Source organism: Tumidithrix helvetica PCC 7403, from assembly GCF_965232925.1.
GTDB classification, from domain to species: Bacteria; Cyanobacteriota; Cyanobacteriia; order Pseudanabaenales; family Pseudanabaenaceae; genus Tumidithrix; species Tumidithrix helvetica.
Genome location: NZ_CBDDRA010000006.1, coordinates 1 through 19,667, shown reverse-complemented (window position 1 = coordinate 19,667; position 19,667 = coordinate 1). Strand labels below are relative to the sequence as shown.

Genomic DNA, 19,667 nt, shown 5'->3' with positions numbered 1-19,667 from the left:
TTCTCCCCCCTTTTGTAAGGGGGGCTGGGCGGGATCCCTGGGTTGTATAGCGTTTCAGGTTTTCTTATCCCGAACTGACGTTGAATATGAAATTCATTTTCCTTTATATCTAGGCGATCGCATCTAAAACGAATGACCAATTTATGGATTCGAGGGAGTAGCCGCAGTGGCAAAAGCGATCGCATTGTCCAGGAATTTCAAGACTGGGCAGAGATGGACTTTGCCAAACATCCCAATCCGCAAGCTGCTTCGCAGTCCGTCTTGGTGCTATCGGTAGATTCTGAACAACGCCAAAAGTTAAGCGATCGCCTCAGTATTGCCACCCACGGTCGTTATCCCGTCACAGCCGCTACGCCGCTTAGTTTTTTTCGCGATCAAGTCCTGCTTTTCTTTCCTCTGTTGATGCGGTTGTTGGAATGGAAAGCCCAGTTTCCGATTTTGCTGCGGGTAGAAAACGAGCAGGAACTCGCTGCCAAATTGTGGTCAGACCGACTCGATTCGGGTTTGCTCAGTATGGAAGGGGTGGGTCGCGATCGCGTCGTGCGGCGCATGTTGGACTTGTACTTACTGGCTGCGAATAGTGGGAAACCGATCGAGCAAGTACCGCAGATCTTGAGTCAAGGCATGGAGGGGTTTGAGTCAGACTCCGAGCGAGATTCTAGAAATTCTGCGCCGAATGAGAACCCCAAACAGCAAGAAAGTGCTTGGCAAAATGTCTGTGAGAATATTGGGGATGCGCTGGTGGAGTGGCGGGAGTTTTGCTGGCGCAATGGGTTGCTGACCTATGGCACGATTACGGAATTGTTTGGCAAATATCTATTACCCAATACACAATATCGCCAGAAACTCCAGCAACGCTATCGCTATTTGATTGTGGATGATGCCGATGAATTCCCCGCGATCGCTTGCGATTTATGTACGGTTTTAGTTAAGAGCGGTGTAAAATCTCTATTTACCTTTAATCCTGAAGGTTCGATTCGCTTGGGGCTGGGAGCCGATCCGAAATATTGGCTGACACTAGCGGCGCAATGCCAAGTCGAAACGCTTGATAGGATTCCCGAAAGCATTGGCAAGGAATATGCGGAGTTGGTTTTGGATCTAGTTCTAGAGCCAAGTATGCGCCTCAGCGAATCCATTGACAGCTTCCATAGTATCGATACGATTTCACGGGCTAAATTATTCCGTTCCGTTGCCGATACGATCGCCACTGCGATCGCTTCCGAGCAAATCAAAGCCAGTGAAATCGCCATTATCGCCCCCGGCTTGGATAATATCGCCAACTATGCCCTAGTAGAAATTCTCAGTAAAAAAGAGATTTCGATTTTACCGCTTAACGATCAGCGCCCCCTCTCGGTTTCCGCCGCCGTGCGATCGCTGTTGGCACTCATGACTTTGGTCTATTCCAATCTGGGACATCTGGTCGGTCGCGATCAAGTTGCCGAAATGCTGGTGTCTTTAAGCGAAGCGATCGATCCTGTCAGGGCAGGGCTGCTCGCCGATCGCTGTTTCTTGCCACATCCCATTCAACCGCAACTGCTCCCTAGCGACACCTTTAGCGAATGGAATCGCTTTGGCTATGAAGCCACTCAAGCATACGAACAGATTCGCCAATGGATCGAACGCCAACCCCATAATCTTGCGCCTTTGCTACTGTTAGATCGGGCGATTCAACAGTTCCTCCAACCCAGAAATCTCAGCTACGATCGCCTCTCTACGCTACAGGAATTGATTGAGACAGCTCAGTACTATTGGGAAATAGGACTGCGATTGCAATGGCAGGATCGAAAGATTTTAGAGGGATTTATTCAATTAATCCGACAGGGTACAGTGACGGCAAATCCCTTTGCGCCAAATGCGCCGAACGATAGCGTCGTGCTTGCCACAATTTACCAATATCGCATGGCACGCCTCTCCCATCGCTGGCAATTTTGGCTGGATGCGGGTTCCTCGCTCTGGACGCAGGGCGGCGCAGCGGCGTTGTTTGGTGCGCCTCTATTTTTGCATGACTGGTCGGGTGAAGTATGGACAATTCAAGATCGGGAGGCAGCCGATCGCGAACGTTTAAAACGATTGCTGCGAGATCTATGCGATCGCGCCACAGAGAGAATCTATCTTTGCTATAGCGAACTCAGCACCAACGGACAAATCCAAACTGGGCCACTGCAAGTCTTGGCGGATATTGCCACTGTGCCCATTTAAATCTGCGCCATCCTTGAGCCTGTTTAATCGGCGATCGGAAATTTATAGCGTAAAATAAAATCACTATTACCTGTCTGTCGAGCCACCTATGTCTCAAGACCTCCTGACTGAAATTTACAATGTCTTCGATCCTTTCGATCCGCCCCCTAAAGAAGCCTATGTGGACTGTGGAGAAGTACGTGGTGATTGGAGTGTTTTAACAGAGTTAGGAAATAAAATTATACGTGGCAGAACTACCACCTATCAGCTTTATACAGGACATCGTGGTGTTGGTAAATCAACGGAACTTTTGAGACTCAAAAGAGACTTAGAAGCGCGAAATTATTTTGTCGTCTATTTTGGTGCTGACAGTGAAGATATTGATATTCAAGATACGGAATATGCCGATATTTTACTGGCTTGTACAAAGCATTTAGTTCAAGAAATCAAACTAAAAGACAAAAATCCATTAAAGGGGATCTCTGATTGGTTGCAAAAAAGGGCTAAAAATTTATCCGATTTATTGTTAACAGAGCTGAGCTTTGAGGGCTTGACACTCGAACAACAGGTTTCGCAGTTCTCTAAAATCACGGCTACGATTAAGGCAAAACCAGACAACCGTAGGGAGATTCGCGATCGCATTAATGCCAATGCTTCTTCTTTATCTGTCGTTCTCAATGAATTTATTGATGCTGGCAAGAAATTTTTAGTAGAAAAAGGCTATAAAGACTTAGTTTTGATTGTCGATAATCTGGATCGCATTGCAGAGACACAAAAAGCAGAGGGAAAGCCAAGTAACTATGATGAGATTTTTATCCAAAGACACGAACAGATGCGAGATTTGCACTGTCATGTGATTTACACTGTTCCGATCGCGATGGTTTACTCCGATCGTTGCACGCAGTTACAAAACAATTTTGATGAAACCGACGTGCTACCAATGGTGATGTTAACAGATGAAGAAGGCAAGAAAAGTGAAGCTGGGCTGGAGAAATTTCGCGAAATTATTGCTAAACGAATTGCCCAAGTCGAGTTAGAGAACGATCCTGAGGTTGGGAAAAAGCTAGCGAATGCTTTGGAAACAGAGGTATTTGTATCTGATGCAGTCCTCGAACGTCTCTGTTTGATGAGTGGGGGACATATTCGATTGTTAATGAAAATGATTCAAAAGGCATTGGATCACACCGCTACACTTCCGATCTCGGCTAAGTCTGTGAATCGGGCGCTCGAGGATGCTAAGGAAGATTATCTCAACCAAATTTTCGATCACCAATGGGAACTTTTGCGTAAGGTTGCCAATAAAAAACAGATCCCAAACATAGAGAATGATAAGGAGTATCCACGCCTATTGGGTAGTCGTTGTGTTCTGGAATATCGCTATCGCGATGCAGACGAAAAGTTAAAGCGATGGTATGACGTACATCCTCTTATTAAAGAACTTGAAAAGTTTGAGCAAAGGCTATGACTTTGATAGGAGAGCGAGAGATTGAGAAATCTACTCCCGAAGAGGAGTATCAATCGATGCTGAGGTCGCTCAGACGGCGTAAGGGCTTTGGGTTGGTATTTGTGCGCTGTACGCCAGTAGGCGGGCAAGAATTAATCGAAAAAGTTCGCAACGACCTGCCACACAAAACAGTTGGTGTTTTAGAACTCAAGGAGCCTATCTCTAATTTAATCGATCTGGTCAAAGCATTTCCCAATGTCGAAAACCTCAACATTCTATTTATTGTCGGCTTAGAGAAATCTCTTACAGAATACATTCGTCCGGGATATGGTGGGGAAGGTGATTATTACAACCTCGACACAGTTCCACCCATCCTCAGCCATCTCAATTGGCAACGTGAAAATTATAGAGATTGCTTTCGTCACCTCTGTTTTGTGTTTCTATTGCCTCGCTTTGCGATTAAATATATCATCCGTCGTGCCCCCGACTTTTTTGACTGGGGAACAGGTGTAGTAGAGTTTCCTACAGACAAAGAATTTGTGGGACAGGAATCACAACGTCTGATCCAAGAAGGAGATTTTCAACAGTACCAAAGATGGAGTTTATCACAACGTACAGAACGCATCATTCAAATTGCCGAACTACTCGCAGAGCCATATCAAACACTAAATCGTAAAGCCGAACTTCTATTCGAGCAAGGGCTTATTTTTGCTGCAAGTGAACAATACGAAGAAGAGATCGCTTCCTATGACAAGGTAGTGGAAATCAAGCCTGAAGCCCACCAAGCATGGTACAACCGAGGCAATGCCCTAGGTAATTTAGGCAGATACGAAGAAGCGATCGCTTCCTATGACAAGGCAGTGGAAATCAAGCCTGACGACCACCAAGCATGGAACAACCGAGGCAATGCCCTAGGTAATTTAGGCAGATACGGAGANGCGATCNCCTCCTATGACAAGGCAGTAGAAATCAAGCCTGACTACCACCAAGCATGGTACAACCGAGGCAATGCCCTAGGTAATTTAGGCAGATACGAAGAAGCGATCGCCTCCTATGACAAGGCAGTAGAAATCAAGCCTGACGACCAAGATGCATGGTACAACCGAGGCATTGCCCTAAAGAATTTAGGTAGATACGAAGAAGCGATCGCCTCCTATGACAAGGCAGTAGAAATCAAGCCTGACGACCACCAAGCATGGTACAACCGAGGTATTGCCCTAGGTAATTTAGGCAGATACGAAGAAGAGATCGCTTCCTATGACAAGGCAGTGGGAATCAAGCCTGACGACCACCAAGCATGGTACAACCGAGGTATTGCCCTAGGTAATTTAGGCAGATACGAAGAAGAGATCGCTTCCTATGACAAGGTTTTGGAAATCAAGCCTGATTACCACAAAGCATGGTACAACCGAGGTATTGCCCTAGGTAATTTAGGCAGATACGAAGAAGCGATCGCCTCCTATGACAAGGCTCTGGAAATCAAACCTGACAAACACGAAGCATGGTACAACCGAGGCATTGCCCTAGAGAATTTAGGCAGATATGAAGAAGCGATCGCCTCCTATGACAAGGCTGTGGAATTCAAACCTGACAAACACGAAGCATGGTACAACCGAGGTTATGCACTTTTAAAAGTCGGAAAATATGATGAAGCAATTCAAAGTATCGATAGATCGCTTGAAATTCAGCCAGATTCCTATGCGTATGAAAGTAAAGCCTATGCTTATGTTCTACAAAACAAAACCGATTTAGCGATTGAGAATCTTCTTTACTCTATACAACTCGATCCAAGCCGCAAAGACGAAATAGCTAAAGACTCAGATTTTGATAGCATTCGTCACGATCCGCGCTTTCAAGCCTTGATACAATAGAAGGAAAACGCCATGACTACCCTACTCGAACAAGCCTTTACTGCCGCTTCTGCGCTACCACAGACAGAACAAGACGAAATTGCCCATGATATTTTCCGAAAACTTGAAGCCAGAAAAAAGTCTCGCCGCTCCTTACTAAAAATGTCATTAGAACAACGCCGCCAAATCCTTGCTCGGCAAGCAGAAAAGATGATAGAGCATTATCAACAAAATTCAGAATGGAAAGAACTAGGAACAGGAGATATCATTGAGTATCATGATGAAACCAAATAGAGGTGAAATCTGGCTGGTCAATCTTGAACCAACCGTCGGTGCAGAAATTCGCAAAACCAGACCAGTAGTTGTGATTAGCTCAGATGCGATCGGCAAATTACCAATAAAACTGATTGCTCCCATTACTGACTGGAAACCATATTTCGATGAAAACATCTGGCATATCAAGATTGAGCCAGATAGCATTAATGGATTAAGTAAAGTCTCAGCAATTGATACGCTTCAACTAAGAGGTCTAGATACTACAAGGTTTATCCGACAACTAGGAAAACTTACTGAAGACATAATGATAGAAATTACGATCGCGATCGCTCTAGTAATCGAATACACACCAGAATGAGAAGCAAGCAAAGCCAGACTCAGATTTTGAAACATCCACCGCAATCCGCGCTTTCAGGCATTGCTTGATAGCATATAGCTGACACACCTCACATCATTCCGTCTTGCATAACAAAGAGAGAAATAAAATCATGCAACTAAATATAAATCTTGCAGACTTCTGCTTGTCACCCTTCGGTAAGAGCGATACCCAATAGGGCAGGAGGGGCATTCGATCGATATCTTGGTACAAACTCGTTCTATCGTATTGTGAAGAAGTAAGCGATTACAATCTTCGATTGAGGAGCATAAATGCAAGCGTGATGGGGATCGCAATATATCCGTAAGAGCGAAGATTCATGATTAGAACTGTTCGCTTAAGTTTGTCAGAAGAATTGGATAGTAATTTCGTAATACAAAACCCTTCTGAAACTACGCTCATGGCAAAGCCGATGCCCAGAAACACGACAACCCCCAAGAGTTGCAAAATATTGACATAAAAGGGTACAGACAGATCGGGGAATGGCTTTCCTGCAACAGTTGCTGGATTTAATACACCAACAGATCCCAATAGAAACAGACTACAGATCAGTCCGCAAAACCAGATTAGCCCCCATCCACACAACCCCAACAAACTCAATAACAACGGAGGGATAATCGAATCTTGCGATCGCTTTTTGGAAAAAAACAACCAAGAGAAAATGACCAAAAGAAAATAAGCGATCGCCATAGGTATCCAAGTAGCACCATAGGGTAATCCAGCAATGCCCATAATTACAAGAAAGCCCATAACCAAGGAACATAGGTTTGCCAGACCAGAAAACAGAATGGCTTTACCTAGATGAACTTGCTCTCTTTTCGCTAAAATAAAGCCCTCTAGCGTAACAATTCCAATCAGCCCTAAGCCATAACTAATAATTCCAGCACTTAATGGAATCTGTAGTAGCCAGACTGCCATCGGCGGCCAACTATTGGCACTAGCTGGACTGATCCCCAGCAACCAAATTACGATCCCCAGCAACGGGATTGCGATAAAACGATACTTACTCACGATGATGTTGTTAAGTTCCTAGAGGTCTGGGACAAAGTTTTGGATATTAACCGCTTGAATTCATATCAGCTTATCTTCCGAAAGCTTTGCCCTTAACTGGGAAATACAAAAGTTCTTAATTTTTCACGGTTAAGGTTGGCTATTTTTCATACTCCACGACTAGCCATTGAGTGCCAAACTACGATACCTTCTAGTTAATCATTATATTTTCGTTTTTAACTACTTACTAAAGGTATTGGCAATGAATACAAAGGATGGACTCAAGCAGACTTGGCAAGACAGCGTACTGGATAGCATTATCGCAATGGCACGAGGAGATGATGGCGATTTTGTACTCCTCGATCGCATTGCAAAAACAACCAGCGAACCGCAGGGACTTCAGAAGGTAATCGACTGGCTTTCGCAAACTCCCCAAGGGAAAGCAGCTTTTGAAAAGCGTCCGCGAGTAGGAACGATCGATCTGCAACATCTTTCTCAACTACCGCCCGATACTCTTGGCTATGCCTACGCGCAGCATTTTATGGATAATCATTTGAAGCTGATGACTCCCCATTCGGCGAACAATGACTTTGAGTTTCTAGGCGCTCACCTTGGGGAAACCCATGATATCTGGCATGTGGTTACGGGTTGCAATACGATGATTTTGGGGGAGATTCAGCTAGAAGCTTTTTATGTGGGTCAGTTGTCGGCATCGCGTTTTTGGTTGGCGTTGTTGGTCAAAAATCTACTTAAAGCCACGATTGGAGATATTGAAGTTTCGGGACAGTACATGGATGCGATCGCGAAGGGATGGCTCATGGCAAAGCAAGCAAAACCTCTCTTTGGTATTGAATGGAATCAATTGTGGGAAAAGCCTCTAGAAGAAGTTCGAGATTCTTTAAATGTGGTTTCGATCGATATTTAAAAGAACTCCATAATTCCTACACTAGTTGTTTCAGGTTGAGCGGCGATTTTCACATTTAGAATATGAGTCATTAATATCCTTCATTGCCGTGACTTTTAATCCAAAATATTTCTGTTTAACCATGCTGCTCTTCTTGATAGAAGTCTGCATTGCTGTTTTTTTTGACGATCGCTTTATTCGTCCTTTTGTGGGGGATGTTTTGGTCGTCATTCTCATTTATTGTTTGATTCGGTCTTTTTGGAAGATTCGTGCCACCGTCGCCGCTTTATCTGTGTTTGGGTTTGCCTGTGCGATCGAAGGGTTGCAATATTTGAATCTCGTCGATCGCTTGGGATTGCGGCAATATAAACTTTTAGCGATCGTTATCGGGACAACCTTTGATTGGATGGATATCCTTGCTTACGCGATCGGTACTGCGATCGCATTTTTCGTTTGACTTTGGTCTGGCGATAGGATTTCAATCGTCAGAATTAGCGCTCTCGATCGAATTGCTCTCGATCACTCTTGAAAGACATAATCATGGGGCATCGTGGCATCGGTTAAGATGGCTTGGGTGAGATCGGCTCCATAAAGATTTGCCATACTCAGGTTGGCTCTGACCAACAAAGCTCTCCGTAAATCGGCACGGTTGAGGTCTGAGCCGCTGAGATATGCCCCACTTAGATTTGTCCCCCTTAGATCGGCTCCCACAAGGTCGCATTCGCTCAAGTTAGCCCCAGACAAATCTGCCCCAATCAGATTGGCGCGGTTGAGATTTGATTCGCTAAAGTCCGTACTAATTAAATTTGCTCCGATTAGGTCAGTGCCCACAAGACATGAAACATTTAAGGTGGCATAACTAAGATTTGACTCATTGAGATTTGCCCGACTCAGATCGACTCCCATCAAGTTTGCCTTACTTAGATCGGCTTTACTCAAGTTGGCACTAATTAGATTTGCCCCAACTAAATTAGCACTGACCAAATTTGCCATGCTCAATCTAGCCATATTGAGGTCGGCTTTATAGAAATTTGTTTGACTCAACGTCGCTCCTCTGAGATCGGCGCTGCTGAGGTTTGCTTCACTTAAGTTAGCTGTACTGAGATTGACCGTACTTAGGTACGCCATACTGAGGTTAGCGCCTTGCAGGTTGACCCCCTGTAAATTTGCCATATTGAGGTCTGCACTGCGAAGATTGGCGTTGCTAAGATTGACTCCTCGCCAATTTACCCCCCGCAGATTTACCATGCTTAGGTTAATGCCCGAGAGATCGAGATCGTTGAGACTAACCATGCTCAAGTCGGCTCCTTGGATACTGGGATTTTTTTCTCTCCAGTTATTCCAGTTGGTAGCCCCTTGCATAATTAAATTGAGGTATTCCTGATTTGCCACAGCCTAACTTCCTAGAATGTGTTTGCCTTTCTACTTATTCAAGCTTAGATTACCTAGAGCCATTGATCCACTAGACCATTGGGTGGTGTTATTTCAATACATTTACGTTGGAGATCGACCACAGGTGCGATCGCTTTGACAAAAGGAATTAAGACCGTGGTTCGATCGTCTTGGTTTTGCACTTCTAGCAAGTCATTTCCAGCTGTCATTATCCCGATCACTTTACCCAATAATTTGCCCGTTGGCTGATGCATAACATCACAATCGATTAAATCAGAAAAATGATACTCATCGGGGTCTAGAATAGGGCGATCGCTGCTTGGAACCACAAACAGGTAGTTTCGCAAAGCCTCGGCTTGATCGCAGGTATCAATTCCTGCCAATCGCACAATATAGAGACCAGACTTACTGGGTAGGCAACGGCCATTCAGTAACTCAACGGCTTGAGGTTGTGCAGTCTCAGTCGGACAGATCCAACGTTTACCTGCTTGCTCAAATCTTTCAGGAAAATCTGAGTAAGAGAAGACGCGTAACTCTCCCTTAAGACCCTGTGTGGATACAATTTTACCAACTACTAACCAGTCATCTTGAGACATAAGCGGGGTTGCTTGAATTTTTCTTGCTAAGTACCTTCCGTCTATTCGCTTTAAAAACGCCAACATGCACCTAGGTGCATATTTTGTTAAGCTTGCATATAGGCTTTACAAGAACGACCTTGTTCATCCTATCAGGTTTAGATCGGTGTTTTTAGATGGGTGTTAAGCCCGAACTGAGGGTGTAGCAAAGTAGGGCACTTGATAATGGCACGGTAAGATTATCGGTTCCCCCAGGTGAGAAAGCTTCAAATAGGGTAGCGATCGCTGCTACAGGAAAAGCGATCAGCCAATGATACAAACTTGGGTTGAGCCATCCATTTCCTCCCCCTCCCATCCATCCATTCGCAAGGGATAGCACGATCGCGGTCATTAAATAACTCACGCTCAGCATTGCTAATGAGCCCTCAAGGGTGCGTTTATTTCCCAAGCAAGAATAGCTATGCTTACCCCAACGCTGTCCCACAAGTGCGGCAATTCCATCGCCCCATGACATCACCATCACGCCCACAACGGCATATTGGGGGAGATGAATGCTCCAAAACAGGGCAACTAAAAGCGTAATGCTGACTGCATAGTAAAACACGCCGTGGGTCTTACGCCCTACACCATTGAGCATGGGCAAGATGTTGGTGTAATACGATAAATAAGCGATCGCGCTAAACAATCCACCTGCAATCAGACAGAGCCATAGCGAAATCTTTAGTCCCCAAGCAATCAACAACACATTCCCCGTACCAATGTGCACGACTTTGCGCACGAGTTCTGCGTTAGTGCCAAACCGACGCAAAACCGCTGATATCGCAAACACCAAGCCGAGCCACACCATTACAGCACTGACTTGAATCGATAGTGTAAGTGGTTCGGCAAGATCGCCTAGCAAAAACATGAAGGAATATAGGGTATGTAGGTAAACTGAATCGATCGCTTTCTCTAGCATATTCTACTATCGAAGGATTCATCAATTGATTTTCTCCTACTCCACACGCTGAGAACCTGAGATATGCGATCGCTGAAGTAATTAAAAAATTTTGCGCTACCCCCTTGTCAAATTTGTAGTACGCATGTAGTATGTAGTACATGAGGTTACAAAGTAATACATCGCCTAAAGCAAAGGTAAGTTATGTAGCTTTTCAACCCTAACAGAACCACGAAAAATCAATAGTATCGCCATCATTTTTATACGGGGCGTTTCTTAAATCCAAAGCATTTAAGCTGTGTTTTAAAGAAATTGTCTTGTAGTACGGGGGGTGAAATATCTATGTAAATTACGACGGATTAATTACATCGTTGTAGTACAGGGTAATTCATCCCCAAGGTTTAGCAAGTTTTAGTCCTGTGGGCGAATGGTTTAAGCCGTCACGCTTTCAACGTGAAGCAGCGAGTTCAATTCTCGTCAGGACTACCAAATGGCTGAGTATCCAAGCGGTCTAAGGAGGATGCCTGCAAAGCATCTATGCGTGAGTTCAACTCTCACCTCGGCCTTGCGAAAGATTTTGATTTTTCGCAGCTTGATTTACTGCAACTTGGCAGTGTGGCTGATTGGTTAAAGCGTCTAGCTCATAACTAGATTTATGTGGGTTCAAATCCCGCCACTGCTACCAAATCAAGACCAACTTCAAAACCAACTTCCAAGAAATTGGCAATCCCTCTTTGGTTGCTCTTTTCTTTCTTGTGGGGATAGTGTAATTGGCAACACTTCGGTCTCCAAAACTGACATTCTAGGTTCAAATCCTAGTCCCTGCGCCATTTTTATTTATTCATTTTGGTGCTGTACGCAAACGGCATAAGCGACTGACCTGTCAAGTCAGCGATCGCGGGTTCAAATCCCGTCAGCACCGTGTTGGGTTGGCTCTCAATGGCGTGAGTAATGGTCTGTAAAACCGGAGCGTTAGCACTGTAGGTTCAATTCCTACCCGACCCATATGGAGAGGTGGCTGAGAGGCTTAAAGCACCTTCCTGCTAAGAAGGAACGGAAATAACCACCGTCGAGGGTTCAAATCCCTCTCTCTCCTTATCCCTTGGTAGCTCAGATGGTAGTAGCGCCTGTCTGAACAACAGGAGGTCGTCAGTTCGATTCTGATCTAAGGGATTTATTGCCTTGTAGCTCAATGGCAGAGCCATCCGCTGTTAACGGAGGGGTTGCAGGTTCAAGTCCTGCCGGGGCAGTTATACCATAATTTAGAACTTGGCGAGTTCAATTAAATTAGGTATCGATGCCGAGTAGACAAATTGGTAAAGTCACCTGTCTCTGAAACAGGAGTCTGTAGGTTCAAGCCCTACCTTGGCAGTTCGCTCTATTGGGAAGTACGCAAATAGGCAAAGCGATCGCACTTTGAATGCGACGGTTGAGGGTTCGATTCCTTCCTTCCCAGTTTGCTCCTGTAGCCCAATCTGGTAGAGGCGGCTATCTCAAAAATAGTCAAGTATGAGTTCAAATCTCATCGGGAGTATGCTCCTATAGCCCAACTGGAAGAGGTGCTGAACTTAAAATTCAGAAGTTGTGAGTTCGACTCTCACTAGGAGTATCGAGTTTTTTGCTCCTGTAGCCCAATTGGCAGAGGCTTTCGGCTTAGACCCGAGATATTGGAGGTTCGAGTCCTCTCAGGAGTATTTTGCCCTTGTGACGGAAAGGTATACGTCTCTCCTTCAGAGCGAGAGTTTTGCTGGTTCAAATCCAGCCAGGGGTATTTGCTCTCGTGGCGGAATGGTATACGCACTGGTTCGAGAAGCCAGGTTGAGTTTTCATGTGCAGGTTCAAGTCCTGTCGAGAGTATTACCGGGTGTGGCGCAGGGGGAGCGCGGCTGCTTTGGGAGCAGAAGGTCGTGGGTTCAAATCCTACCACTCGGATTTTGGGTCGTTGGCAGAGCGGCTTACGCGGGTGCCTTTTAAGCACTTCAAGACTGGTTCAACTCCAGTACGACCCTTTGCAGGGATGGAGCAATGGCGGGCTCGCTTGGCTCATAACCAAGAAATCAAGAGGTTCGATTCCTCTCCCTGCCACCAAATCTGCTGATGTGGCTCAACTGGCAGAGCGATCGCCTTGTAAGCGATGGGTTGCAGGTTCAATTCCTGTCATCAGCTTGGTCTGATATCCAATCATGCGAATGTGATGTAATGGCTAGCATAGGAGTCTTCCAAACTCTTCGTACGAGTTCGACCCTCGTCTTTCGCTTTTACTTTCTTTCTACCCATCTTCTGTTACAGGAAGATGAAAGAGGTAAATCCAACATGCGGGTGTATCGCTAAACCCTGTAGCTCAACGGGAGAGCATTTGCCTTACAAGCAAGCGGTTGCAGGTTCGCTCGTTTCAGGGTTATTTGGCTGTCGGGGTTATTTGGGGATGTCGTTCAACGGACAGGACGCTAGTCTTCGGAACTAGCTATGTGGGTTCGATTCCTACCATCCTCGTCGGGCGTGTTAGCTCCTTCCTAGCACTCCTGTATGGGTCTGTAGCTTAACTGGGAAAGCGTCTACCTTGCAAGTAGAAAGATGTGGGTTCGATTCCCACCAGTATCCACTTAAAAGTTAAAAAGGAGAAATTGCCGTGTTACAGATATTTTTCGCCAAGCTGACTTGTCACATTCTAATCGTTCAACATTCTATGAGGAGAAATTTAAGGTTATGAGCGAGCATCGGCTCCACGAACTTACCATCGAACGTCCACGGGGCGGAATGCGCCTGAGTTCTCGCAGACTCAAAGGTGTTCGTAAAACGCTCGATCGCTTGACTGACGTAGCAAGTGAGGATGGTTTGCTCAGCCCTTATTTCATTAAGGTTCGAGGCAAAACTAAACACTTTTCCGACCATCTTGCCCCATTACGGCAGTTTCTATATTCCCAACTAGGACAACCTTGGGATCGGATTTATAGCGAACTTTGTCAAAGTCTAGATAGTAGTACCCTATCAGGGCAACATATTCTTTCGCATCTATGGGACTATGTCGAGAGATATGTAGAAATCGTTGATGGAATACCTTGCCGTAAATCCAGCACCTATCGGGGCAGAGAGCTTGGCAAGTGGAGATACTACCAATTCTACATCCATCCCGATACTGGCGTACTTTGTTTGGCTGAGCGAATTCCCAAAGCACCACCTAAGCCAGTCGATGATTTCATCAAACTCGATGCCTATCATCACTATCGTAGGGTAGATGGCATTTGGTATCACATGACTGTAGCGAATTTGCCATCCTTTGGCTGCTTTTGGGATGTCATGCTTAAGGAGTTTGTCTCTAGGGAGCGAGGCAAATCGACCTACATTATCCAAAAACGTCAGTGCAACAAAAAAGAAGTTCGATGGATTTTGGCGAAACTCAATGGGGATGTGGCTCAAAGGATAGAGCATCACTCTTCTAAAGTGACTCGTGCAGGTTCGAGTCCTGCCATCCCCGCTTTATCCAAATTTTACGGGATTTGAAAATGGTATTGAATACGGGCATATAGCTCAATGGCAGAGCCACCGACTCTTAATCGGTTTGTTGTAGGTTCGAGTCCTACTATGCCCATGTGTCTGAAGTCGAAGTGGTCGAGATACTAGCCTGTGAAGCTAGCCATTAACGGGTTCGAGTCCCGTCAGACACCCCAAATGGAGAGCACCGCTAAATGGCTGGCAACTGGTCTTGAAAACCAGGGTAGGGTGATGCTCTAGGGGTTCGATTCCTCTGCTCTCCTTTTTCCACTAGAGGCGGAAATAGCGACGCACTGTGCCGATAACGCAGGTGTAGCAGGGGCAGTACCTGCCTAGTGGACTACACTAAGAATTGCCGACTTATTCAATCACGTATATAGCTATGACGATTTACTTTTATAGCGATCGCGAAGAACCCTACGGTTGTTTCTCTAATTTTTCTAGACATGGCTTTATGCTTGACGATCTCTGGTGGGCAACCAGCGAACATTACTTTCAAGCCCAGAAATTTATTACGACCGATCGCGCTTGGGCAGAAAAAATCCAGAATGCCAAAGCCCCTAAAGATGCGGCAAATATGGGGCGCGATCGCAGCCATTCGCTACGCCAAGATTGGGAACAGGTCAAAGACGATGTCATGCGTAAGGGCGTACTACAAAAGTTCAAAACCCATACGGATATTCAAGAAATTCTGCTGGGAACGGGAAATCAACATTTAGTTGAGAATGCCCCTAATGACTACTACTGGGGATGCGGTCAAGATGGCAGTGGCAAAAATATGCTGGGAATTATTTTGGTTGAGGTCAGAGAAATTCTTTGCAGTCATGCATAAACAGGACATATAGCTCAATGGTAGAGCCACCGATATTTATCTGGTCTGTTGTAGGTTCGACTCCTACTATGTTCGTATGCTTGAAATTGCGTGCAACTCATTTTTGAACCCTATGGGTTTCATGCTTTAGCCCAACCTACACGATCGGCGATCGCACTATTCCATTAACGCATCCTTCTAGCTCGGCAGTCCGCCGATCGCGGCTAATTGCTTGGCGCAATTTTTGCAGGCGATCGCTGCTTTATTCCTTGAAAACATCCAGATGGAAGTGCACCGATTATCGCGGTTTTCAAGCAAATACGGACGGAATTTACAGTGGACGGAAGTACTGAGATCCCTGTCTCTTTAAGCTTTTCATGCATTTGAATGGTGTCCACATAATTATGAAAACCGCGATATTAGAAATCGGTTAGTTTAACTCCCACTTAATCTAACAGTTAACCAAATCGCGATCTCGCTGGCATTGCACACAAGGCTTGTTGAGGTTGGGTATTATTCTTCAATCCCAATTTCGAATTAATTAAACGCGTTACCATTCTACATAAGTTATACTGACACTAGGCTTCATCTTTTATCTCAATTTAAGAGATATGCGATCACACTCTTTTTCTGTGAGGAAAACGGGAGGAATGAGCACATTGCAAGAGTTCTGATATAATCAGAACACAAGTTTCATTTTTCTTCTAATTTATCTTAAGTTTTATCCGTATCTATAGGATTAATCGAATCGTGTCAATTTTGTCGGCTCCTTCTGCTATTTCTTTTATCCATTCTTCTTCCGTTGGTTCGGAGGATTCAACCTTCGCTGCACTAGACTTAATTGATAGCCACCTCGATTCTCTTTACACTCAGCAACTCATTCTCGGTTACAACCTCGTTGTTATAATGGATGAAATTCAAGAGGTCGATGAGTTTATTTCGTCATCCCAAGCTCAATTGGTAACACATTCCTTTTTCCCTTATTTGTTTGCTCGCGTTCAATTACCCGTAAATTCCGAATTGGATATTCAGGACTTTATGCTTCGGTTAGACTTTGTTCAGTTATCTTAGTCAATATCAATCATTTTATTTACTATCAAATAATTCAGCCATTAGTTGATCGTATGCACCTGCCACTAAATCCATTATCACTTCACGGGCTGTGTCTTCTCCTTCTGAGGCTGGTGTTATACTCATCGCGGTAATATCGTCTTCTCCTTCGAACACGATCACGGGCTTTTTGGAAGTCATTCCGCCTACGTATTGCGTCTGGTAATCTACATCTTCTCCAATTAGATACGATAACTCTGATATATACATTTCTACTTGGTGAGGGTTATCAGTTGTCAATACTTGCCCTTCTTTGATGGCTTTCTCCACGTTATCAGTAAGCTTTACTATACCTTTCCCCCGCCGTCCGTGGTGTTTTATAGTCTCTCTTGCTACTAGTATCCGAAACGTCACCTTTGTCTTTGAATCCTTTACCTTTTCGCAGATATCCGCAACAAGTTGCCGCATTATGTTGACAGATCCCCCACCAACTGCCGTCTCAGCTATTGCTATTGTTATCTCCTCTTTACCCTTATTTTTTTCGACAAAATCGACTACTAATTCTTTAAATCTCTCCTGTTGCGCTTTCTTTTGTATCCCCTCAAAATCTATTTTTGATTCTTTGCCCGTATATCGCTCCTGCTCCATTGGTCTGTCTTTGAGTATATGTCCGAGATAATCTTTCGCTTCAGTTTCCTTCTCTAGTTTAGGGATCTTAATATTTTTTGGGCTTTCAATTCCACCTAACTTTTCTATTAAGTCAGCAATTAGCGATCCACCCCGTTCAAGGCTGAACATTACTTGAGCTCCCTTCACAGCCTCCACTAAACCTAGAATCGCTTTTCTTTCCTCTTCAATAAACGGTCGGTATATTGCCCCTTGATAAGAAGTATATATTTTATCCGTACCTCGTATGGTTTTTACTGCACCTTCTCGGCTTTCTGGACTGTCCGATGTGAGATCTTTTTGCGTTTTTAATCGTTTCTCATTGATCGAGTCATCAATATCAAAATGTTCGATTTCTCCATGTTTGAATTTGGGTGATCGATCATTGATTAATGTCTCGGGTGTTTTTGCTTTTGCCCCCTCATAATGTATAATATAAGCCAAATCATAAAGTTTTTCTTGATTTTTTCGATACTTAATGACTTCTTGTTTTACTCTAATATCTATCTGACTCGGATCTTTCTTGTCATCTTCTTTGATGATTTTATATAATGTATAGAATAAAGGATCGCAATCTTCCTCATACGCTAACTTCTCTCCTTCTACATCCTCAAGATTAGCACTAATTTTTCCATTTACATTATTGAAAAAATGATTAATTCTTTCATTGGTAGGTTCTGGTAGTTCGTGTTCGCCGACTTTATCCTTCTCTTTAATCGGAGTCCAGTTTTTCTTGATTAGTTTATAAATAACTCGTTGAACCAATCCTTGCCCATGCTTTAAATCTTGGGATGAGAATCGGTTCACACTTGACGCTAATCCTATAGTCTCATCTTTTCCATGCTCTGCTTTCATTCCCATCAAATCCGCTTCTCTCTCCAACCCCACATCATCATTAATCCGCACTCCCTTCATCTGCATCGTCGGTTTAACCCTTCCCTGCATCTGCTGAACCACATGCCAAGCTTCATGGGGCAAATACTCCTCCTGCCCAGGTGCAACATGAATCTCCGTGCCCTGAGTGTAAGCTAATGCCTGTAATTGGACAGGTTTCGGCGAATTATAATGAACCCTGACATCATTTAACGAATAGCCCGATAAATTCTCTACCCCTGACTTAAGGTCATTAGGTAAACCAGTTTGATTAGGAGTTTCCGTTTTTTTTGCCTGTATCGGTTCAGAAAACGCTTCTATACAGGAACCTTCTTGCTCATTCTCAAATGGCAATCTTTTCCCTGCCCTTCCCTGCTGCACTACATGAGTCAACTCATGGGCGATTAACTCCTGCCCACCTCGGCTGTTTGGCTCATACTCCCCCTGCCTAAAGAACACATCCTGCCCCGTCGTAAACGCCTTGGCTTGTATCGATTTGTTTAACTGGTCAGATTGCGAATCTGTATGCACCTTCACGCCGCTAAAGTCTGCCCCCATTGCTTCACCCATCTTTGCTTGCAGATTGGGATCTAAAGATTGACCGCTACCCCGTGCACTTTGAATGGAGGACTCTAAATTCTCTGATGCTTCGCCCCCAGCAAGGGTGTCACGCCTTTGCACCACTGACTTCATTTGTAGTTCTTCCTCTTCCTCAGGCATCGCCTCTCTCTGTATTGTCCCTGAGAGTGGTTGCATCTGAAGTTCCTCTTCCTCCTCTGGCATCGCCTCGCGTTGGAGTGAAGAGATTTCGGGCTTCATCTGAAGTTCCTCTTCCTCTTCTGGCATTGCTTTGCGTTGAGCGCTTTCAGGGACATTGATTTTTTGCACGACCTGAGCTGCAACACTATCTGCTTCTTGCTCGTACTTGTCGCCTACGGCTCCGATCGCTAACTTAGCCTGTATGGGTTGTGCCGCAGCCGATTCTGCCGCCTGCTTCTCTTTATATCGTTGCACGATGCCCTCCCACTTCCGCTGCATTAAGCTCTCGTTGGACATGCGTTCGGGATGAACGATAAACTTGTCGGCTGGGATGTAGAGATCTTGGGCTGAGTTTAGATTTGCTAACTGTTCCTTGCTATTGCCATCGGCAGTTCTTTCCTTTGCTTGAGGAGGTGCAAAGGGACGCGTTTGCATTTGTATCGTTGGCGGCGCAAATGAAGAATCAGTTGGGGGCTTTTTTATATATTTTCTCATGGCTGAGAACCTCTCTCGCTAACTTGAGTATCGTCTGAATTTTCAACTAGGACGCAAACAACAAGACGGGATAAAAACTCTATAGAAGGCTTTTGATATTCTTAGGAACCGCTACAAAAAATATCGTTTTTCCATAATAAGCCCATTTTAATGAAAATTTTGCTTAAATCCGGCTTTTTTTGCGCATATACGCCGTAAATGTAAATCTAGAGAGATTTTGCGGCATTTCTGAAATTAGGCAAAAACATGAAGAATTGTAACTCTTTCTGGTTGAGGGAGTTTCAGAACTGCCAAATTGTGAATGTGGAATTGCTACAAAGAGCTATCAGCCTAAAATGATAGGGGCAATTCATTGCCCCTATCATTCAAATCAAAGGAAAAAATACGGTCGCAAATGCCTCTGCTAACGTCAGTTCGGGATAAGAAAACCTGAAACGCTATACATCCCAAGGATCCCCCCCAGCCCCCCTTGAAAAAAGCAGGGCTGTTTCATTCTTGAGTAAATAGGAGAAAAGAAGTAAACCTAAAGGCAAAATGAGAGTATTTGCTTGATATTATGGCTTAAATGGCTAATTGCCTCCGTCAAAGCATCAAAACCA

General features: G+C 44.6%; 15 protein-coding genes, 29 tRNA genes and 1 pseudogene. 39 read left to right on the top strand and 6 right to left on the bottom strand.

Annotated features, from left to right (window positions below):
• Window positions 1–132 precede the first annotated feature (132 nt).
• The 6 genes and pseudogenes from ACP2WE_RS07350 (at window position 133) to ACP2WE_RS07325 (ending at window position 6,106) form a co-directional block, all read left to right on the top strand.
• On the top strand, window positions 133–2,199 hold the full coding sequence (locus ACP2WE_RS07350) for a hypothetical protein (RefSeq protein WP_425214907.1): 2,067 nt from the start codon (window positions 133–135) through the stop codon (window positions 2,197–2,199).
• Between the two features lie 88 nt (window positions 2,200–2,287).
• On the top strand, window positions 2,288–3,643 hold the full coding sequence (locus tag ACP2WE_RS07345; RefSeq protein ID WP_425214906.1) for an ATP-binding protein: 1,356 nt from the start codon (window positions 2,288–2,290) through the stop codon (window positions 3,641–3,643).
• A 413-nt stretch (window positions 3,644–4,056) separates the two neighbouring features.
• Window positions 4,057–4,559: pseudogene (locus ACP2WE_RS26040) on the top strand (tetratricopeptide repeat protein); the annotation flags it as partial.
• Between the two features lie 8 nt (window positions 4,560–4,567).
• Window positions 4,568–5,493 (top strand): tetratricopeptide repeat protein (locus tag ACP2WE_RS07335; protein ID WP_425214905.1); only part of this gene is annotated, 926 nt, incomplete at its 5' end.
• 12 nt (window positions 5,494–5,505) lie between these two features.
• Window positions 5,506–5,766, top strand: a complete 261-nt coding sequence (locus ACP2WE_RS07330; protein WP_425214904.1) for a hypothetical protein — start codon at window positions 5,506–5,508, stop codon at window positions 5,764–5,766.
• Entirely contained in the window at window positions 5,753–6,106 is a 354-nt protein-coding gene (locus tag ACP2WE_RS07325) for a type II toxin-antitoxin system PemK/MazF family toxin (RefSeq protein ID WP_425215065.1), read from the top strand. The genes ACP2WE_RS07330 and ACP2WE_RS07325 overlap by 14 nt, the downstream gene beginning before the upstream one ends.
• A 264-nt stretch (window positions 6,107–6,370) precedes the next feature.
• Here ACP2WE_RS07325 and ACP2WE_RS07320 read toward each other — a convergent pair whose 3' ends face one another.
• Window positions 6,371–7,135 (bottom strand): hypothetical protein, encoded by a 765-nt coding sequence (locus ACP2WE_RS07320; RefSeq protein ID WP_425214903.1) that lies wholly within the window; start codon window positions 7,133–7,135, stop codon window positions 6,371–6,373.
• Window positions 7,136–7,376: 241 nt separating this feature from the next.
• Between ACP2WE_RS07320 and ACP2WE_RS07315 the strand changes: the two genes are divergently transcribed.
• On the top strand, window positions 7,377–8,039 hold the full coding sequence (locus tag ACP2WE_RS07315; RefSeq protein ID WP_425214902.1) for a Coq4 family protein: 663 nt from the start codon (window positions 7,377–7,379) through the stop codon (window positions 8,037–8,039).
• A gap of 121 nt (window positions 8,040–8,160) precedes the next feature.
• Complete coding sequence (locus ACP2WE_RS07310; RefSeq protein WP_425214901.1) at window positions 8,161–8,475, top strand: ribosomal maturation YjgA family protein; 315 nt, start codon at window positions 8,161–8,163, stop codon at window positions 8,473–8,475.
• Window positions 8,476–8,537: 62 nt separating this feature from the next.
• Here the strand turns inward: ACP2WE_RS07310 and ACP2WE_RS07305 are convergent, their stop codons facing one another.
• From ACP2WE_RS07305 to ACP2WE_RS07295, 3 genes are all read right to left on the bottom strand, one after another.
• Window positions 8,538–9,410 (bottom strand): pentapeptide repeat-containing protein, encoded by an 873-nt coding sequence (locus ACP2WE_RS07305; RefSeq protein WP_425214900.1) that lies wholly within the window; start codon window positions 9,408–9,410, stop codon window positions 8,538–8,540.
• A gap of 53 nt (window positions 9,411–9,463) precedes the next feature.
• Window positions 9,464–10,006, bottom strand: a complete 543-nt coding sequence (gene rimM, locus ACP2WE_RS07300) for a ribosome maturation factor RimM (RefSeq protein WP_425214899.1) — start codon at window positions 10,004–10,006, stop codon at window positions 9,464–9,466.
• 151 nt (window positions 10,007–10,157) lie between these two features.
• The gene (locus ACP2WE_RS07295) at window positions 10,158–10,943 is read right to left on the bottom strand and encodes a diacylglycerol/polyprenol kinase family protein (RefSeq protein ID WP_425214898.1); all 786 of its coding nucleotides are present in this window, start codon (window positions 10,941–10,943) and stop codon (window positions 10,158–10,160) included.
• Between the two features lie 392 nt (window positions 10,944–11,335).
• Between ACP2WE_RS07295 and ACP2WE_RS07290 the strand changes: the two genes are divergently transcribed.
• From ACP2WE_RS07290 to ACP2WE_RS07175, 24 genes are all read left to right on the top strand, one after another.
• A tRNA-Glu gene (locus ACP2WE_RS07290) sits at window positions 11,336–11,411 on the top strand.
• Window positions 11,412–11,414: 3 nt separating this feature from the next.
• Window positions 11,415–11,488 (top strand) — tRNA-Cys (locus ACP2WE_RS07285).
• 43 nt (window positions 11,489–11,531) lie between these two features.
• Window positions 11,532–11,607 (top strand) — tRNA-Ile (locus tag ACP2WE_RS07280).
• 70 nt (window positions 11,608–11,677) lie between these two features.
• Window positions 11,678–11,752 (top strand) — tRNA-Trp (locus tag ACP2WE_RS07275).
• Between the two features lie 18 nt (window positions 11,753–11,770).
• Window positions 11,771–11,844, top strand: a tRNA-Asp gene (locus tag ACP2WE_RS07270).
• A 4-nt stretch (window positions 11,845–11,848) separates the two neighbouring features.
• Window positions 11,849–11,927, top strand: a tRNA-Tyr gene (locus ACP2WE_RS07265).
• 3 nt (window positions 11,928–11,930) lie between these two features.
• A tRNA-Ser gene (locus tag ACP2WE_RS07260) sits at window positions 11,931–12,018 on the top strand.
• A gap of 3 nt (window positions 12,019–12,021) precedes the next feature.
• Window positions 12,022–12,095, top strand: a tRNA-Phe gene (locus ACP2WE_RS07255).
• 5 nt (window positions 12,096–12,100) lie between these two features.
• A tRNA-Asn gene (locus tag ACP2WE_RS07250) sits at window positions 12,101–12,172 on the top strand.
• 48 nt (window positions 12,173–12,220) lie between these two features.
• Window positions 12,221–12,294, top strand: a tRNA-Gln gene (locus ACP2WE_RS07245).
• A gap of 10 nt (window positions 12,295–12,304) precedes the next feature.
• Window positions 12,305–12,378, top strand: a tRNA-Gln gene (locus tag ACP2WE_RS07240).
• Between the two features lie 3 nt (window positions 12,379–12,381).
• Window positions 12,382–12,456: transfer RNA gene (locus tag ACP2WE_RS07235), tRNA-Leu, on the top strand.
• 1 nt (window position 12,457) lies between these two features.
• Window positions 12,458–12,531, top strand: a tRNA-Leu gene (locus ACP2WE_RS07230).
• An 11-nt stretch (window positions 12,532–12,542) separates the two neighbouring features.
• A tRNA-Leu gene (locus ACP2WE_RS07225) sits at window positions 12,543–12,616 on the top strand.
• A 4-nt stretch (window positions 12,617–12,620) separates the two neighbouring features.
• Window positions 12,621–12,693 (top strand) — tRNA-Leu (locus ACP2WE_RS07220).
• A 3-nt stretch (window positions 12,694–12,696) separates the two neighbouring features.
• Window positions 12,697–12,779: transfer RNA gene (locus ACP2WE_RS07215), tRNA-Leu, on the top strand.
• Window positions 12,780–12,782: 3 nt separating this feature from the next.
• Window positions 12,783–12,854: transfer RNA gene (locus ACP2WE_RS07210), tRNA-Pro, on the top strand.
• A gap of 4 nt (window positions 12,855–12,858) precedes the next feature.
• A tRNA-Lys gene (locus ACP2WE_RS07205) sits at window positions 12,859–12,931 on the top strand.
• Window positions 12,932–12,933: 2 nt separating this feature from the next.
• A tRNA-Met gene (locus ACP2WE_RS07200) sits at window positions 12,934–13,006 on the top strand.
• Window positions 13,007–13,015: 9 nt separating this feature from the next.
• Window positions 13,016–13,088: transfer RNA gene (locus tag ACP2WE_RS07195), tRNA-Thr, on the top strand.
• Window positions 13,089–13,107: 19 nt separating this feature from the next.
• A tRNA-Gly gene (locus ACP2WE_RS07190) sits at window positions 13,108–13,179 on the top strand.
• A 73-nt stretch (window positions 13,180–13,252) separates the two neighbouring features.
• Window positions 13,253–13,323 (top strand) — tRNA-Val (locus ACP2WE_RS07185).
• A gap of 20 nt (window positions 13,324–13,343) precedes the next feature.
• Window positions 13,344–13,415 (top strand) — tRNA-Arg (locus ACP2WE_RS07180).
• A gap of 35 nt (window positions 13,416–13,450) precedes the next feature.
• A tRNA-Ala gene (locus tag ACP2WE_RS07175) sits at window positions 13,451–13,524 on the top strand.
• 410 nt (window positions 13,525–13,934) lie between these two features.
• On the opposite strand, the gene ACP2WE_RS07170 is transcribed toward ACP2WE_RS07175, so the two are convergent.
• Window positions 13,935–14,351 carry a hypothetical protein gene (locus ACP2WE_RS07170; protein ID WP_425214897.1) on the bottom strand — a complete coding sequence of 139 codons (417 nt, stop codon included), beginning with the start codon at window positions 14,349–14,351 and terminating at the stop codon, window positions 13,935–13,937.
• Here ACP2WE_RS07170 and ACP2WE_RS07165 point away from each other — a divergent pair.
• The 7 genes from ACP2WE_RS07165 (at window position 14,325) to ACP2WE_RS07135 (ending at window position 16,296) form a co-directional block, all read left to right on the top strand.
• Window positions 14,325–14,397, top strand: a tRNA-Arg gene (locus ACP2WE_RS07165). The genes ACP2WE_RS07170 and ACP2WE_RS07165 overlap by 27 nt on opposite strands.
• A 42-nt stretch (window positions 14,398–14,439) precedes the next feature.
• Window positions 14,440–14,511: transfer RNA gene (locus ACP2WE_RS07160), tRNA-Lys, on the top strand.
• Between the two features lies 1 nt (window position 14,512).
• Window positions 14,513–14,590: transfer RNA gene (locus ACP2WE_RS07155), tRNA-His, on the top strand.
• A gap of 3 nt (window positions 14,591–14,593) precedes the next feature.
• Window positions 14,594–14,677: transfer RNA gene (locus ACP2WE_RS07150), tRNA-Ser, on the top strand.
• A 119-nt stretch (window positions 14,678–14,796) separates the two neighbouring features.
• Window positions 14,797–15,246 carry a riboflavin biosynthesis intermediates N-glycosidase gene (gene ybiA, locus ACP2WE_RS07145; protein ID WP_425214896.1) on the top strand — a complete coding sequence of 150 codons (450 nt, stop codon included), beginning with the start codon at window positions 14,797–14,799 and terminating at the stop codon, window positions 15,244–15,246.
• Window positions 15,247–15,249: 3 nt separating this feature from the next.
• Window positions 15,250–15,321 (top strand) — tRNA-Lys (locus ACP2WE_RS07140).
• Window positions 15,322–15,975: 654 nt separating this feature from the next.
• Window positions 15,976–16,296, top strand: coding sequence for a hypothetical protein (locus ACP2WE_RS07135; protein ID WP_425214895.1), 321 nt, complete (start codon window positions 15,976–15,978; stop codon window positions 16,294–16,296).
• 15 nt (window positions 16,297–16,311) lie between these two features.
• Here the strand turns inward: ACP2WE_RS07135 and ACP2WE_RS07130 are convergent, their stop codons facing one another.
• On the bottom strand, window positions 16,312–19,068 hold the full coding sequence (locus tag ACP2WE_RS07130; protein WP_425214894.1) for an eCIS core domain-containing protein: 2,757 nt from the start codon (window positions 19,066–19,068) through the stop codon (window positions 16,312–16,314).
• Between the last annotated feature and the right edge of the window lie 599 nt (window positions 19,069–19,667).